This window comes from Bacillus kalamii, from assembly GCF_047238185.1.
In the GTDB taxonomy this organism is placed as follows: Bacteria; Bacillota; Bacilli; order Bacillales; family DSM-1321; genus Bacillus_AD.
This window is the reverse complement of the sequence record NZ_JBDFMI010000001.1, coordinates 2,203,666-2,218,664: the sequence shown is the minus strand read 5'-3', so window position 1 is coordinate 2,218,664 and position 14,999 is coordinate 2,203,666. Positions and strand designations below refer to the sequence as shown.

At 42.7% G+C, this 14,999-nt stretch carries 12 protein-coding genes; 11 read left to right on the top strand and 1 reads right to left on the bottom strand.

Annotated features, from left to right (window positions below):
• The first annotated feature begins 29 nt into the window (after nt 1-29).
• The 4 genes from asd (at nt 30) to ABC357_RS11020 (ending at nt 5,339) form a co-directional block, all read left to right on the top strand.
• Complete coding sequence (asd, locus tag ABC357_RS11035) at nt 30-1,088, top strand: aspartate-semialdehyde dehydrogenase (RefSeq protein WP_412887551.1); 1,059 nt, start codon at nt 30-32, stop codon at nt 1,086-1,088.
• Nucleotides 1,089-1,152: 64 nt separating this feature from the next.
• On the top strand, nt 1,153-2,391 hold the full coding sequence (dapG, locus tag ABC357_RS11030) for an aspartate kinase (RefSeq protein ID WP_412887550.1): 1,239 nt from the start codon (nt 1,153-1,155) through the stop codon (nt 2,389-2,391).
• 31 nt (nt 2,392-2,422) lie between these two features.
• Nucleotides 2,423-3,292, top strand: coding sequence for a 4-hydroxy-tetrahydrodipicolinate synthase (gene dapA / locus ABC357_RS11025; protein ID WP_412887549.1), 870 nt, complete (start codon nt 2,423-2,425; stop codon nt 3,290-3,292).
• A gap of 379 nt (nt 3,293-3,671) precedes the next feature.
• Entirely contained in the window at nt 3,672-5,339 is a 1,668-nt protein-coding gene (locus ABC357_RS11020) for a ribonuclease J (protein WP_412888639.1), read from the top strand.
• A gap of 55 nt (nt 5,340-5,394) precedes the next feature.
• Here the strand turns inward: ABC357_RS11020 and ABC357_RS11015 are convergent, their stop codons facing one another.
• A complete protein-coding gene (locus tag ABC357_RS11015; protein ID WP_412887548.1) occupies nt 5,395-6,246 on the bottom strand; it encodes an MBL fold metallo-hydrolase in 852 nt (283 codons plus the stop codon).
• Between the two features lie 100 nt (nt 6,247-6,346).
• Between ABC357_RS11015 and ABC357_RS11010 the strand changes: the two genes are divergently transcribed.
• The 7 genes from ABC357_RS11010 (at nt 6,347) to ABC357_RS10980 (ending at nt 14,967) form a co-directional block, all read left to right on the top strand.
• Nucleotides 6,347-7,087, top strand: a complete 741-nt coding sequence (locus ABC357_RS11010) for a ClpP family protease (protein WP_412887547.1) — start codon at nt 6,347-6,349, stop codon at nt 7,085-7,087.
• Complete coding sequence (locus ABC357_RS11005) at nt 7,084-7,314, top strand: YlzJ-like family protein (RefSeq protein ID WP_412887546.1); 231 nt, start codon at nt 7,084-7,086, stop codon at nt 7,312-7,314. The genes ABC357_RS11010 and ABC357_RS11005 overlap by 4 nt, the downstream gene beginning before the upstream one ends.
• Nucleotides 7,315-7,457: 143 nt before the next feature.
• Nucleotides 7,458-9,809, top strand: a complete 2,352-nt coding sequence (locus tag ABC357_RS11000; protein WP_412887545.1) for a DNA translocase FtsK — start codon at nt 7,458-7,460, stop codon at nt 9,807-9,809.
• A 224-nt stretch (nt 9,810-10,033) separates the two neighbouring features.
• The gene (locus ABC357_RS10995) at nt 10,034-10,759 is read left to right on the top strand and encodes a GntR family transcriptional regulator (protein ID WP_412887544.1); all 726 of its coding nucleotides are present in this window, start codon (nt 10,034-10,036) and stop codon (nt 10,757-10,759) included.
• Nucleotides 10,760-10,801: 42 nt separating this feature from the next.
• Entirely contained in the window at nt 10,802-11,896 is a 1,095-nt protein-coding gene (locus ABC357_RS10990) for a BMP family lipoprotein (protein WP_412887543.1), read from the top strand.
• A gap of 493 nt (nt 11,897-12,389) precedes the next feature.
• Entirely contained in the window at nt 12,390-13,925 is a 1,536-nt protein-coding gene (locus ABC357_RS10985; protein ID WP_412887542.1) for an ABC transporter ATP-binding protein, read from the top strand.
• Nucleotides 13,918-14,967 carry an ABC transporter permease gene (locus ABC357_RS10980; RefSeq protein ID WP_412887541.1) on the top strand — a complete coding sequence of 350 codons (1,050 nt, stop codon included), beginning with the start codon at nt 13,918-13,920 and terminating at the stop codon, nt 14,965-14,967. Before ABC357_RS10985 ends, ABC357_RS10980 begins: the two co-directional genes overlap by 8 nt.
• The last annotated feature ends 32 nt before the right edge of the window (nt 14,968-14,999 follow it).

Sequence of the window (14,999 nt, the reverse complement as noted above, 5' to 3'; positions counted from 1 at the left end):
AAAATGTTATGGATAGGAATGGGGTATAGATGGTGGAAGAGAAACAAGGTTTACATGTAGCAGTCGTAGGAGCAACAGGAGCAGTAGGGCAACAAATGATTGCCACATTGTCTCAAAGGGATCTGCCGATCGGGCAACTGACTCTTTTATCTTCTTCACGTTCTGCAGGAACGGTTGTACAGTTCAAGGATGAAGAAATAACCGTCCAGGAGGCTAAGCCTGACTCATTTACTGGAGTGGATATTGCGCTATTCAGCGCCGGGGGATCTATTTCGCTTAAATTGGCGCCAGAAGCAGTCGAGCGGGGGGCAATCGTCGTTGATAATACGAGTGCATACCGTATGGATGAAAATGTCCCGTTGGTCGTTCCTGAGGTGAACGAAGAAGATTTGAAGGAGCATCAAGGGATAATTGCAAATCCGAATTGTTCTACAATCCAGATGGTTGCAGCTCTTGAACCAATCCGTAAGCAATTCGGTTTGGAGAAAATCATCGTTTCCACTTACCAGGCAGTATCAGGCTCTGGCGCGGCAGCCATTGCCGAGCTGAAAGAACAATCTCAAGCTTTATTAAACGGTGAACAGATTGAACCATCCGTTCTTCCTGTTAAATCCGATAAAAAACATTATCAAATCGCTTTTAATGCAATTCCTCAAATAGATAAATTCGAGGAAAATGGGTATACTTTCGAAGAAATGAAAATGATCAATGAAACGAAGAAAATCATGCATAGTGCTGATCTTCCCGTTGCGGCAACATGTGTCCGCATCCCCGTGGAAACAGGTCATTCCGAATCCGTGTATATCGAAGTTGAGCGTGACGGCGTTTCTGTAGAGGAACTGAAAAATGTATTGAAAGACGCACCTGGCATTGTCCTTCAGGATGCTCCGGAAGATCAGGTCTATCCGATGCCTGCTGATTGCGTAGGGAAGAATGATGTGTTTGTAGGCCGTATACGGAAAGACTTGGACAATAGCCGCGGCTTCCATATGTGGATTGTTTCTGATAATCTATTAAAGGGCGCTGCTTGGAACTCTGTTCAAATCGCAGAAAGTCTATTAAAATTAAACTTAGTTTCAGTCAACTGATGAACGTATAGATAATCTCAGCCTTTGCATCCATTGGAGGGCTGAGTCCATTTGGGGTGTGTACATGAAGATAATTGTCCAGAAGTTCGGCGGAACATCCGTAAGGGATGAAGAAAGCAGGGCTCATGCTAGAAAGCATATAGAAAAAGCGGTTAATGAAGGATATAAAGTGGTAGTTGTTGTTTCTGCAATGGGAAGAAAAGGCGATCCGTATGCAACTGATACGCTGCTTTCCCTTGTGGGGGGACAGCGTATGAATATCAACAAAAGAGAACAGGATTTAATTCTTTCTGTTGGAGAGACAATTTCTTCGGTTGTATTTGCCAATATGCTGATAAATCACCATATCAAAGCGACTGCCTTCACGGGAGCCCAAGCAGGCTTCCGCACAAATAATGAACATACGAATGCAAAAATCATCGAAATGAAATGCGACCGGTTATTGAAAGAACTGGAAACATATGATGTAGTCGTGGTTGCAGGCTTTCAGGGAGTAGCAAGAAACGGAGATATAACGACAATAGGCCGAGGAGGCAGCGATACATCCGCTGCTGCAATCGGAGCGGCTGTCCAAGCTGAATGGGTAGACATTTTTACAGATGTGGAAGGCATCATGACCGCCGATCCGCGTATTGCAGAAAAAGCGCGCCCTTTGTCGATTGTCACCTATAATGAAGTGTGCAATATGGCATACCAGGGTGCAAAAGTCATCCATCCCCGTGCAGTCGAGATTGCCATGGCCGCAAAAGTGCCTATTCGAATCCGCTCCACATACAGTGACGGATTGGGTACTCTTGTCACTTCCCTCCATCGCGAAAGCAGGGGGAGCGATGTTCAAGACCAGCTCGTTACCGGGATTGCCCATCTCGCTAAAATCACACAAATTCGGGTCAATGCGAAGAAGGACCAATATAACCTTCAGACAGAAGTATTTAAGGCAATGGCCAATGCTTCCATTTCAGTGGACTTTATAAACATTTCATTGACTGGGGTTGTATACACCGTCAATGAAGAGATGACTGATAGAGCGGTTCAGGTGCTGGAAGAAATCGGCTATGAGCCGTCGATCATCCGAAATTGCGCGAAGGTGTCAGTAGTCGGAGCGGGGATCGCCGGCGTTCCCGGTGTTACGGCCAAAATAGTGACGGCACTGTCTGAGAAGGGCATTAATATCCTTCAGGCTGCTGATAGCCATACAACGATTTGGGTATTGGTCAAAGAGGAACATTTAGCATCGGCAGTCAACGCATTGCATGACGCGTTCGAATTGCATATAGAAGTAGATCAATCACGGGTTCATTGATCATCAATACCATTCAATTAGGAGTGAAAGCATGATTTCTTTCGGAAAAGTGTCAACTGCTATGGTGACGCCTTTTGATTACAAAGGAAATATCGATTTTCCAAAAACTACACAACTTATTAACTATCTGATCGAAAATGGAACAGATTCTCTTGTAGTCGCAGGGACAACTGGTGAATCGCCAACCTTGACTACTGAAGAAAAATTGGCCCTTTTTCGGCATGTTGTGAAAGTCGTAGATAAGCGTATTCCTGTCATTGCAGGAACCGGCAGCAATAACACCTACGCATCCATTGAATTAACGAAGAAGGCTGAACAGGCTGGAGTAGATGCAGTACTGCTGGTAGCCCCTTATTACAATAAGCCAAACCAGCAGGGCCTATATGAGCATTTTAAAGCGATTGCCGAAAGTACGGGCCTTCCGGTTATGCTATACAATGTACCTGGGCGTTCTGTTGCAAAGATAGCTCCCGAAACGGTAATACAGTTGTCAAAAATCAACAATGTGGTGGCCATCAAAGAAGCTACTTCAGACTTTGCTTCTGCTACAGAAATAATTGCCAATACACCGGATGATTTCCTATTGTACAGCGGAGACGATTATTTGACTTTGCCGATGCTCTCTATCGGTGCGGCTGGAGTTGTTTCGGTTGCTTCCCATGTAGTGGGAAATGAAATGCAGGAGATGGTTGAAGCTTTCTATTCCGGGGATCTCCAAAAGGCGGCTTCATTGCATCAGAAGCTGTGCCCAATCATGAATGGAATGTTTATGGCGCCTAGCCCGTCTCCTGTAAAAACAGCGCTGCAATTGCAGGGCATGGATGTCGGGCCTGTACGGCTTCCATTGGTGGCTTTAACTGCGGAAGAACGAAGCGAGTTAAGCCGATTATTGAAAAAATAAGGTTTGCAGGTCGATCAATTTGGCTGATCGGCCTGTTTTTTCATTATGCTGTGAGAAATAGGCATGAGGCCTTCTAAAAATCTCCGTATATTGTGGAATAAGGAGGAACGGATTATATAAAAGCAGGTCTGATGCCGCCATATGGAATGGAAGGACTATGGATTTTCATTGGAATCGGGAAATGCCAGTCCGAAACAAAGGTCCATAGTTAAAAGGAAAAGGCATGTTTAATTAAAAATAATCCATACATAATCTATATTTAGCTAGTTCGGAATATATCGAGAAGACAGCATATTATGTAAATGGTTGATATATAAAAAATAAGTAAGGTATAATAGACATAATTTAATTGAGCGGAAGTGCTTTCATATAGGAGGAAATATTCGTGAATAAAGAGAATAAAGTGAAGGTCACTGCCCTTGGCGGGCAAGGTGAACTCGGTAAAAATATGTATGCTGTCGAGGTTGGGGAACAATTATTTGTTTTGGATGCAGGACTTATGTTTCCTGAAGATGAAATGCTCGGCATAGATGTAGTCATCCCTGATACGTCCTATCTGCTGGAAAATAAAGACCGGTTTCAAGGGATTTTTATCAGCCATGGGCATGAAGACCACATTGGTGCATTGCCTTATATCCTCAATTATATAAATGTTCCTATCTATGGGACAAAACTAACGATTGAACTGATTAAATTAAAAATGAAAGAAGTAAAATGTAAGAAAAAAGTAGAATTTGTCCAGATCGATCAACAGTCAATCCTTCATTTTGGAGAGACATCCGTTTCCTTTTTCCGGACAAACCATAGTATTCCGGGCTCGTTAGGCATCTGTCTCCATACGGAGGACGGGTGTATAGTTTATACGGGAGATTTTAAATTTGATCAAGCAGCATTTGGCTTATATAGCGCCGATTTAGGGAAAATCGCCCAAATTGGCGAGGAAGGGGTCCTTCTTCTGCTATCAGATAGTACTGGGGCTGAAAAGCCGGGTTATACAACTTCTGAAGCCATTGTTGAACGGAATATGACTGATGTGTTCCAGGCATCCGCTGGGAGAGTGATTGTTACAACTTTCGCTTCCAATATCAATACGATTCAGCATACATTGAATGCCGCAGCAAAAAGCAACCGCAAAGTTGTTTTTATTGGCCAAGAACTGAAACAAATTTTTGATATATGTGTCCATACGGAAAGCATCCATTTTGAAGAAGATTTGGTGGTCCCTTTAGCTGAAATGAATAAATACAGCGACAATGAGATTGCTGTTGTGATTTCAGGCGCAAAAGGCGAACCGATAGCTGCCATGGAAAAAATGGCCCGCAGAAACCATAAGCAGCTTTCAGTCCGGCCGGAAGATACCGTCTTAGTAGCTGCCTCTCCTGTGCGCGGCGGAGAACTGCTGTTGACAAAAGCAATTGATCTTCTGCATAGAGCGAATGTGCATGTGGTCAATAAGAATAAAATCGTATATGTTCAAGGCCATGGCTATCAGGATGAATTAAAGCTAATGATCAATTTATTAAAGCCGAAATATGTTATGCCGATCCATGGTGAATATCGGATGTTGAAGGCACATGAAAAAGTGGCACGGGAAAGCAATATCCCAGCCGATTCCATTGTGATTGCGGAGAATGGAGAAACAGTAGAAATCGTGAAAGGCCGCATTGGTGTCACCGGTAAAATCACATCCGGGAATATCCTTATCGATGGAAGTGGAATTGGGGATGTTGGAAACATCGTATTAAGAGACCGCCGTTTGTTATCTCAGGACGGCATTCTGATTGTCGTTGTAACACTTGATAAAGCAACGAAAGCGATTGTTTCAGGACCTGAAATCATTACTAGAGGATTTGTTTATGTCCGTGAGTCAGAAAAGCTTATCGACCAATCTGTGGCTCTAGTGAAAGAAGCGGTAGAAAAGAATGTTAGCAGCCAAAATTTTGATTGGTCCTCGTTGAAACAGGATGTCCGAGATGCATTGAATTCACATCTGTACGAAGTAACGAAACGGCGCCCGATGATCTTGCCTATCATTATGGAAATTTAACATATACAAAACCCGCACACATAATTGTGAGCGGGTTTTGTTTGTTTATAAGAAATCAATAGCCAGCAACAAAATAAGCAAGTAATTCTTCTTCCAGGTCATTCAGGGGACGCCCGTTTTCCAAGGTTAACCGGCCTCGTATCTCTTTTTCATTTCCCTTATAGAATAGGGTATATTCACATAAATCCAATAAGAGGCCAGCATATTCCTGGAAGTCCGTTTTACAAAATGGATCTTGATGCGACAAGATATAATGGTCGGCATCGAATGAAAGGATTTGCTTCAGTAAAGGTTTTAATGCGGAACGTGTATAATTGTATTTTTCGGCATACATATTGGCATAGAGGCAATCACCCAGAAATAAGGTTTTTTCTTGGGGTATAAAGATAATGGCTGAATCAGGTGAATGGTCGCCTCCAACATGCAGCATTTCGGCTGTTATTTCCCCCAGTTCCACAGTTGCTTGTTTTGTGTAAGTGATGGTAGGGGGCACGATATGAATATGGCGATTCTGCCCATATTCTTTTTTAATCATATCTGCACAAAAAGGGATCTCTATCCCCTGTTCTACCCTTTGGTCTAGCTCTTCATCGCTCCAGCCGAACTCCATTATTTCTTCCATCTTGTCCTTTGTCATCTCATTGGCTATACTCGGGGCTTTCCAAGCAGGCAAGCCAAATATATGGTCCCAGTGCCAATGTGTTAATGCGACAAAAGCGGGTTCAGCCAGTTGTTTGCCAATCAATTCATTTAAGAATAAATGTGCGTGCTCTATTGAATTGCCTGCATCGATTGCCAACGAACGTTGCTTACCGCATATGTAGCCTAAAACAGGGCGGTCTGTAGAACTATCCGCAGGCAAATACCAAATAGATTTAGTCAATTGTTTCAGTTTATGCTGTTCCATAGAATAAAACTCCTATTCTTGTTGTAGTGATTTCTGCATGCCGGAATGAATAGAAACTTCTCCGTTCATACTAATGGTATTACAGCAGAAAGGGGCAGAAATGATGGACAATGAACAACAAATTCCCTCCAATAATGAGAAGCCGGAAGAGAAGGGTTCCACACTGTTGGATAAAATCCAGCAGCTCGGACAGACAAATGTTCCTCAAATGTCAGATTCTAAAATACATTGCCTTACAATCATAGGACAAATAGAAGGGCATATGCAACTCCCTCCCCAGAACAAAACAACCAAGTACGAACACGTCATTCCACAAATCGTCGCTATTGAACAAAATCCTAAGATAGAAGGATTATTGGTTATTTTGAATACTGTAGGAGGCGACGTGGAGGCCGGATTGGCATTGGCGGAAATGCTTGCATCGCTATCGAAGCCGACAGTGTCCATTGTCCTTGGCGGAGGGCACTCGATAGGCGTGCCGATTGCTGTATCATGCGATTATAGCTTTATTGCTGAAACAGCAACGATGACCATCCATCCTATTCGATTGACAGGTTTAGTTATCGGGGTTCCCCAGACATTTGAATATTTGGATAAAATGCAGGACCGTGTTATACAATTTGTGACGAAACATAGTAAAGTGAGCGAAGAAGAATTTAAAGAATTGATGTTTGCCAAGGGAAATCTGACAAGGGATATTGGTACGAATGTGGTCGGTAATGATGCTGTTTCCTGCGGAATAATCGATGCAGTGGGCGGTGTAGGCCAAGCAATGAAAAAATTGAATGGCCTGATCGATGAAAGGAAAAGCGAAGGGACAGAAGGGGCGCAGCTGCAATGACATTGTATACAATTCTTCCAACTGAATGGGTTCTTGCAACAAAGCAGGACATTGCACACCAACCAGCGAATGTATATTACAAGGGCATCATGGTGACTGTTGAGAAAGCTTCTGATTTTAAATATAAGGTCATTCAGATCCATAGCACTGATCCGAATGATTACCTGCATATGGACATACAGCCCGGGGCAGAAATTGATATGAGATATATGGAACTCATTCAATAATAAGCGGCACTATGGTATAATTACGCATATGCAAAAATAATGAACATACAAAATAAGCAGCCAATTTGGCTGCTTTTCTCTCGAAGGTTTTACAAGAAGAAAGAGTTGTAAAATGCTTTGGAACAGAAAGTTTGGGTGAGGAAATGGCAAAGAGAAAAAGAAGGAAAACTAGTAAAAGTTCAACGCAATTAAAAAGAACCCTTAAATATGAGATCACTGGATTATTAATGGTCGGTCTATCCATCATAGCCATTGCCCAGCTCGGCGCATTCGGAAAGGCGCTGTCCCTGGCTGCGCGATTCTTCATGGGAGAGTGGAGCGTGCTCCTGTTGGTGGGGATCATCATTTTGGGGGTCTTCCTTATATGGAAGAGGTCTATCCCGAATCTATTAAGAAGGCAATTAATTGGTATTTATCTAATTGTGGGAAGCATATTGTTATTAAGCCACGTGACTCTTTTCAACATATTGGCGGAAGGGGGGGCTTTTGCTAAGCCGAGTGTCATTCAGAATACATGGGAGCTCTTTTGGATGGATGTAACCGGAAAAGGCGTAGGTTCATACCACGATCTCGGAGGAGGAATGATCGGTGCTGTGATGTTTGCTGCATTTAATTTCCTTTTTGCTGCCACCGGGGCAAAGATTGCTGCATTTTTATGCATTATCGTTGGAATCATTTTGCTGACCGGAAGAACATTAGGGGATACACTCAATAAAATGTTCCTTGGGATCCGATCTTTTGCAGCGGGTCAATGGTCGGGATTAAAAGATGATCTGAAAGAATGGAAGCAAAAGGATAAGAAGGAGAAAAACCGTACAGCACGATCAGCCCGTGCCGGCACAGACATGCCGGAAACACAACCAGAGGAAGCTCCAATTGTTGAAGAAACACCTACTCTTATCAGTACTTTTTCGGAACGTGCTTACGGCCAGCCTGCTAGTGGACCGCAAGAAAATGGAGATGCAGAAATAACGCAGGACAATGAAATGGCCAAGAATCAAAAAGAAGAAGACCAAGGCGATGTTCACGTCCCAATGAATTTTTCCGAAATGGAGAACTCTGAATATCAGCTTCCGTCACTATCTTTGCTTCATTCTGCCAAAAAATCCGATCAGACTAGGGAATACAAACGGATTCATGAAAATGCAGCCAAGCTGGAGCGCACATTTACCAGTTTCGGTGTGAATGCAAAAGTGACCCAGGTACATTTAGGCCCGGCAGTGACCAAATATGAGGTCCATCCAGCGGTAGGCGTGAAGGTTAGTAAAATTGTTTCGTTATCGGATGACATAGCATTGGCACTGGCAGCTAAAGGCATCCGAATCGAGGCGCCTATTCCAGGAAAATCGGCTATCGGCATTGAAGTGCCTAATTCCGAGGTGGCAATGGTTTCGCTAAGAGAGGTACTTGAATCAAATGAATCGATGTCCAATGATTCACGCCTTTTGATCGCATTGGGAAGGGATGTAGCTGGAGAAGCTGTTATGGCAGAATTGAATAAAATGCCGCATTTATTGGTTGCAGGCGCTACCGGATCCGGTAAATCTGTTTGTATCAACGGCATTATCACCAGCATTTTAACCAAGGCGAAACCGCACGAAGTGAAATTGATGATGATTGATCCGAAAATGGTGGAACTCAATATGTATAACGGTATCCCCCATTTGCTTGCGCCAGTAGTGACGGATGCCAAAAAGGCATCGCAGGCATTGAAAAAGGTCGTCAACGAAATGGAGAGAAGATATGAATTATTCGCCCACACAGGAACAAGGAATATTGAGGGCTACAATGATTATGTGAAGATGCAAAATAATGAAAATGATGAAAAACAGCCGCTGCTTCCATTTATCGTAGTCATTGTGGACGAGCTTGCCGATTTGATGATGGTAGCATCCTCTGATGTCGAGGATGCGATCACAAGGCTTGCACAGATGGCCAGAGCTGCGGGTATTCATTTGATCATTGCTACACAGCGACCTTCGGTAGACGTTATAACCGGAGTCATCAAAGCCAACATTCCATCAAGGATTGCCTTCAGTGTGTCCTCGATGACGGATTCACGCACAATCCTGGATATGGGGGGAGCGGAAAAGCTGCTTGGTAGGGGAGACATGCTTTTCCTTCCGGTCGGCGCTTCCAAACCAGTCCGTGTCCAAGGGGCTTTCCTTTCCGACCAAGAGGTGGAAGATGTAGTGAATTATGTCATTTCGCAACAGAAAGCCCAATACCAAGAAGATATGATACCGGATGAGCCTACAGAAGTGGCGGGAGAGGTAGAGGACAAAGTCTATGATTCGGCAGTCCAGCTAGTGACAGAAATGGGGACCGCATCCGTATCTATGCTTCAACGGCGCTTCAGGATCGGCTATTCGCGTGCGGCGCGGCTGATTGATGAAATGGAAGCCCGCGGAATAGTAGGACCTTATGAAGGGAGTAAACCGCGGACTGTGTTAGTCAGTAAAGATGAATATGATCAAGATGTCAAACATTCCTGAAGAAAAAAATTTTAGGAATGGCATAATTGTGAATTAAGTTATACTAATATAGATCCTTCAAGGGTTTGTTCTAACTTAATTCACAGTTTTTTTTTGATTTCCTCAAAAAAAAAAAGTTGGCTATTTATTTCTCATTTAAAAAGTGATAATCTATTAACGATTAGTAGAGAGAAAACACATCTGAGGTCTGATGTCTTAGGTGTAATTGTTTTGGGGGTTTCTTCATGTCTATAAAGCAAGATCATCGTCACCTTTATCTTCAAGTCATAGAGAAAATAAAAAAAGACATCGAGGATGAAGTATACACAGAAAAAGAAAAATTGCCGTCTGAATTTGAATTGGCAAGGCAATTGGGAGTAAGCAGAGCCACATTGCGCGAAGCACTCCGGATTCTGGAAGAAGAGAATGTGATCATCCGCAGACACGGAGTCGGCACATTCATAAATTCCAAACCTCTATTCAGTTCAGGCATTGAGCAGCTGACCAGTGTAACGAGCATGATCAAGCAGGCCGGAATGAAACCAGGTACGATCTTTTTGAGCTCTGGCACGCAGATGCCATCCGATGAAGTGGTGAAATCGTTCAATTGCAAGGAAGACGAGCCTCTTGTCGTTATCGAACGGCTTCGGACTGCAAACGATGAGCCTGTGGTCTATTGTTTGGACAAAATTTTGAAAAAACATTTACCTCATGATTTTTCCTATCAGGAAGAATCAATCTTCAATATTTTGGAGAGCCATTCGGCTATCAACATTACATACGCAGTTTCTTACATCGAGCCGCTTGGATACCATGAGAAGATTTCGCCTTTGCTGCAATGTGATCCTGAAACCGCTTTATTGGTTTTGAAGCAGATGCACTATGACCAAAACGACCGTCCGATCCTGTATTCAGTCAATTATTTCAAGTCGAATAAGTTCAGCTTCCATGTTTTGCGGAAGAGAATATGACTATTCTACTAATCGACAACATCTATTTAGGAGGTTTTACCTTTGAAGAAGCGTAAAATTGGTTTAGCGCTATCTCTTGTATTAGCTGCCGGTACTTTACTTGGAGCTTGCGGAAGCAAAGATGACAATGATAGCAAAGGCTCTGACAATGACAAAAAGAGCGGATTCTCATTAGCGATGGTAACTGATACTGGTGGTGTGGATGATAAATCATTCAACCAATCCGCATGGGAAGGTATTGAAAAGTTCGGTAAAGATAACGGCTTGAAAAAAGGTAAAGGTGGATATGATTACCTTCAGTCTAAAGCTGAGTCTGATTACTCACCAAACGTTAATACACTTGTTCGTAATAAATTCGACCTGATTTATGGTATTGGATATAAATTGGCTGATGCAATCGGTGAAACTGCTAAGCAGCGCCCTGACAACAACTTTGCTATTGTAGATTCTGTTGTTGAAGGCGATAACGTAGCGAGCATCACTTTCAAAGAACAAGATGGTTCTTTCTTAGTAGGTGTAGCGGCTGCCCTTACTTCTAAGTCAAACAAAATTGGTTTCATCGGCGGGGTTGACGGAGAGTTGATCAATAAATTCGAAGTTGGTTTCGTTGCCGGTGTTAAATCTGTAAATCCTAAAGCTGATGTTAAAGTACAATATGCAGGTGATTTCGGTAAAGCCGATATCGGTAAGCAAATCGCTAACTCTATGTACTCTCAAGGCATCGATGTAATTTACCACGCTGCCGGCGGTACTGGTAACGGAGTATTTACAGCTGCTAAAGAATTGAAAAAAGCTGATCCAAACAAAAACGTATGGGTAATCGGTGTTGACCGTGACCAAGCGGATGAAGGTAAAGTGTCAGTAGATGGAAAAGATATGACTGTAACACTTACTTCTATGGTTAAACGTGTAGATATCGCTGTTGAAGATTTGGCTCAAAAAGCTAAGGACGGTAAATTCCCTGGCGGACAACAAATCCAATACGGTTTAGATGACAATGCAATTAACGTTGCAACTACAGGCGACAACCTTTCTGAAGACACTCAAAAAGCAATCGCTGAGTGGACAGAAAAAATCAAAAAAGGCGATGTGAAAGTCCCTTCAACTCGTAAAGAATTAAAAGAAATGAAATTCTAATGATTGAATGGGGGGATGCTGCTCCGGCAGTGTTCCTCCACCTTTAAAAGATTGGATAACCAGCACAAGTCAGCCAAGTTCCATATTATATAACTCATTTGGTTTATGTACAAGTATTGAATACGAGAAAGTAAATGAAAGGTTGTAGGAGGTAGGACTTCTTACATTCTTTCCTTTGCCTTTTCCTATTGAGCTTTGTTTATGAAAGATCGCCGTTGTAACTTGATGTCAACCTTATCGTCAAAAACAGCCGTTCTTTTAAACAGAGCTTTTTATTCGGTCTTTTTTACGGGAGCATTCGCAATTAATGGATCGTAAAAGGATGGTGCAATGGCATGGCGGCCGGGTATCGCAGTCCGCCTGCACTTAAAGCAATAGTGAAGAATTAAAGGTTAAGAGTTTGTACAGAGTTATAAACCGAATTAAAGCCTTTCATTTAAATGGTGAACAGATTAAGATTGTTCACTCAAGATATAAGGGAGTGAGAAAACGAGTGGAACATGTTATAGAAATGCTCAATATAACAAAGGAATTTCCAGGGATTATAGCTAATGATGACATTACTTTACAAGTGAAAAAAGGAGAAATCCACGCTTTGCTTGGTGAAAACGGTGCCGGTAAATCCACTTTGATGAATGTCCTTTTCGGCCTTTATCAGCCTGAAAAAGGGGAAATTCGAGTTAATGGAAAGCCTGTAAACATTACGAACCCTAATATCGCCAACGATCTAGGAATCGGGATGGTTCACCAACATTTCATGCTTGTAGACCCATTGACTGTCACAGAGAACATTATCCTCGGAAAAGAGCCAACACATTTAGGGAAAATTTCATTGAAAGAAGCCTCTAAAGAAGTAAGAAAAATTTCGGAGCAATATGGATTAAGTGTTGACCCGGATGCAAAAATTGCCGATATTTCTGTAGGGATGCAACAACGTGTAGAAATTTTAAAAACGTTGTACCGAGGAGCGGAGATTCTCATTTTTGATGAACCAACTGCTGTCCTTACTCCTCAGGAAATCAAAGAGCTGATTTCAATTATGAAAAAATTGATCGCTGAAGGCAAATCGATCATCCTTATCACCCATAAGCTGAAAGAAATTATGGAAGTGTGCGACAGAGTAACGATCATCCGAAAAGGGAAAGGGATCGGAACTGTAAATGTTGCGGATACAAATACGGACGAACTTGCGAGTTTAATGGTTGGCCGTGAAGTTGTTTTCAAAACAGAGAAGGCTGAACCACAGCCGAAACAAGACGTGCTGCAGATTGAAAAACTAACGGTCAAAGACAGCCGCCATGTTACCGCGGTCAATAACCTGAGTTTGAACGTGCGTGCTGGTGAAATCGTCGGTATCGCAGGTGTCGATGGCAATGGACAATCTGAATTGATCGAGGCCATTACTGGATTAATGAAGGCGGAAAGCGGAAGCATTAAACTGAACGGCAAGGATATAACCAATTTGCCTCCAAGAAAAGTAACAGAATCTGCTGTAGGCCATATTCCTCAAGACCGACATAAACATGGGTTAGTCCTAGATTTTACAATGAGTGAAAATATGGTTCTTCAAACCTATTACCAGAAACCATTCTCTAATAAAGGTGTACTGAACCGTTCAGCCATCAACAAAAAAGCTTCTGCACTAATTGAAGAGTATGATGTAAGAACACCTAGTATTCAAACGCTTGCCCGCGCTTTGTCAGGCGGTAACCAGCAAAAAGCAATCATTGGCAGAGAGATTGATAGAAATCCAGAATTATTGATTGCTGCACAGCCAACCCGCGGTTTGGACGTAGGGGCTATTGAGTTCATCCATAAACGTTTGATCGAGCAAAGGGATAATGGTAAAGCGGTCCTGCTTGTTTCGTTTGAATTGGATGAGATCATGAATGTGAGCGACCGGATTGCGGTTATGTATGAAGGTGAAGTAGTGGCCATCGTCAAGCCGAAGGAAACGACTGAACAAGAGCTTGGTTTATTGATGGCAGGAAGCAAACGTATGGAAACGGGGGAAACAAGTCATGTCTAATAAACGTGCCATTAATATTTTGGTACCCGTTATAGCAGTTATTCTCGGGTTAGTGGCAGGTGCGATCGTCATGCTGATCACTGGCTATAACCCAATAAAAGGGTATGTTGCACTAGTTAATGGTGCCTTTGGTGAAGTCTATTATGTAGGGGAGACATTCAGACAATTCATCCCGCTTGCACTGGCTGGCCTTGCTGTTGCATTTGCCTTCAGAACAGGATTGTTCAATATCGGTGTTGAAGGACAAGTTATTGTCGGTTGGTTTGCGGCTGTTTGGGTCGGTACGGCATTCGATCTGCCTAAGATCATCCATTTGCCTTTGGCTATTATTGCTGCGGCTGTCGCTGGCGGATTTTGGGCATTCATTGCCGGATTCCTTAAAGCCAAACTGCGTGTGCACGAAGTAATCGTTACCATCATGCTTAATTATGTGGCGCTTCATGTCACAAACGCGTTAATCAAAACCGTTTTGACGGACAACAAAGATAAAACAGAAATGGTCGCAAATTCAGCTTCTTTACGATCTCCATTCCTTGAGAACCTAACTGATTTCTCCCGTTTGCATTGGGGAATAATCATTGCCATTATTGCAGCTATTATCATGTGGTTCATCATTGAAAAAACAAAAACAGGTTATGAACTTCGTTCGGTAGGCTTTAACCAGGAAGCTTCCCGCTATGCTGGTATGAGCGTCAATAAGAATATTATGTTATCTATGGCCATTTCAGGGATGTTTGCAGGTCTTGCTGGTGCAATGGAAGGTCTAGGTACATTCGGCTTTGTTGAAGTAAAAGGCGCATTTACTGGAATCGGCTTCGACGGAATTGCTGTTGCCCTTCTAGGCGGCAACGTAGCGATAGGTGTAGTGCTGGCGGCTGTTTTATTCGGTGCTTTGAAAATGGGTGCCTTGAATATGCCGTTTGAAGCAGGGGTTCCGAATGAATTGGTCGATATCGTTATCGCATTCATCATTTTCTTTGTAGCATCAAGCTATTTTATTCGAGTGCTGTTAGAGCGCAAGAATCGTAAGGGGGATAAATAAGTGAGTATTACAGAAATCTTACAAATTATTGT

Coding starts and splice junctions, on each gene's coding strand:
- asd (WP_412887551.1), top strand. CDS start 30: ATGGTGGAAGAGAAACAAGGTTTACATGTAGCAGTCGTAGGAGCAACA.
- dapG (WP_412887550.1), top strand. CDS start 1,153: ATGAAGATAATTGTCCAGAAGTTCGGCGGAACATCCGTAAGGGATGAA.
- dapA (WP_412887549.1), top strand. CDS start 2,423: ATGATTTCTTTCGGAAAAGTGTCAACTGCTATGGTGACGCCTTTTGAT.
- ABC357_RS11015 (WP_412887548.1), bottom strand. CDS start 6,246: ATGGAACAGCATAAACTGAAACAATTGACTAAATCTATTTGGTATTTG.
- ABC357_RS11010 (WP_412887547.1), top strand. CDS start 6,347: ATGATGGACAATGAACAACAAATTCCCTCCAATAATGAGAAGCCGGAA.
- ABC357_RS11005 (WP_412887546.1), top strand. CDS start 7,084: ATGACATTGTATACAATTCTTCCAACTGAATGGGTTCTTGCAACAAAG.
- ABC357_RS11000 (WP_412887545.1), top strand. CDS start 7,458: ATGGCAAAGAGAAAAAGAAGGAAAACTAGTAAAAGTTCAACGCAATTA.
- ABC357_RS10995 (WP_412887544.1), top strand. CDS start 10,034: ATGTCTATAAAGCAAGATCATCGTCACCTTTATCTTCAAGTCATAGAG.
- ABC357_RS10980 (WP_412887541.1), top strand. CDS start 13,918: ATGTCTAATAAACGTGCCATTAATATTTTGGTACCCGTTATAGCAGTT.